This window comes from Novosphingobium sp. ZW T3_23, from assembly GCF_044987305.1.
GTDB lineage: Bacteria > Pseudomonadota > Alphaproteobacteria > Sphingomonadales > Sphingomonadaceae > Novosphingobium.
Genome location: NZ_JBJDRF010000129.1, coordinates 1 through 1217, shown reverse-complemented (window position 1 = coordinate 1217; position 1217 = coordinate 1). Strand labels below are relative to the sequence as shown.

Below are 1217 nucleotides of genomic sequence, written 5' to 3'. Positions count from 1 at the left end.
GCAGCTCCCTCAACGCTGCCGGGATCGGCTATTCTCTACTTCGGCAGACGGATGCGTTGAAGCGTTTGAAGGATCTGGAATCCATCCACCCCGGCTCGTGAACTTTTGGCGGTGGCGGTCCTTCGGACGCCGAGAGCAGACGAAATGGCCGCCACAGATTATCGCCGGCTGAGTGCATGTCGGAGAATGCAATTTTCCCGATCTGAACGAAGGGAAAGTTGCGACTCTCCTATCAGTCAATCATGCTCGTATCCGAGCTGAATTGTTGTGCCGAGAACGGCAGATTATATCCGAAACTTGCCGTTCACGACCGCCATTTTGAACGGCAAGTTTGTCCCACGAGAAGTCGTTCAGGTTAATGGCTAAGTGAACCGACGACCGCTTTCAGGGAGCGGAAATGACGGGCGCAACGTCCGGTTCGTCGGCGGGTCCGGATTGGACAGCGGCGCAGGGGCTTTGGCAGCTTTGCGCCCATTGTCCGGACAGTGCATCCGTTTCACTGCTCGGAAGCGGCCATCCGCTCAAGTTGGAACGGCCCATCTGAGGCAGGAAAAGCTGCCCGTCGTCCAACGCCCCTTTACGGACAAAGATATTTGTCGAAGGCGTTCCCGATAGCAGCCTCAACGCGAGATGGTGTTACAACGACTGCAGTTCGCCTCGTCGCTTTCGAGCGATCCAGTCGCGAGCTTGGTCGAGAAAAGTGGACACTGAGCCATCCGGATTGTGTGTGGTAAAACCGCCGCCTTCACGCATCAGCGGATGGGCAGCAGGATCGTCTATGCGACAAAGCCGCATCGCTTCCTCTAGGTCGTTCATCATGATGTGAAGGCAAATAGCCAACGCGCGGTTCTGACCACGAAGGTGTTGCTCATCCGGTAGGGCAAAGAGCATGGATTTGAGAGAGATGCTTTGCAGCAGCGCCGCCGCTCGCTGATCGCACCATTCCAAGACCTGAGTGGCGAGCGAACCCACTTCGAACGTGCTCAAGCCAATATGGCCGTCGACGGAAGCAGGACGTAGCACCCATGCGCCGGTTGCTCGAAAAGAAAGCGGCAATGCTTCATTATCTCTCAAGCCGACGATTTCCCAGTGTCAGGCGCCATGCAAAACTGGGCCGGTAGCGACAAATAGAACTGGGCCCCCCTCCTGAATGAGGAGGGACTGATGAGTAGCCTGGATAATGCGACAATCTCCGCAGTGTCTGCGCGGAGAGATAT

1 protein-coding gene is annotated in these 1217 nt (G+C 56.4%); it reads right to left on the bottom strand.

The window, feature by feature from the left end; all coding sequences use genetic code 11:
* Positions 1-636 precede the first annotated feature (636 nt).
* Positions 637-1074: a hypothetical protein gene (locus ACI3K3_RS25620; RefSeq protein WP_404918929.1), complete on the bottom strand. Its 438-nt coding sequence runs from the start codon at positions 1072-1074 to the stop codon at positions 637-639.
* Between the last annotated feature and the right edge of the window lie 143 nt (positions 1075-1217).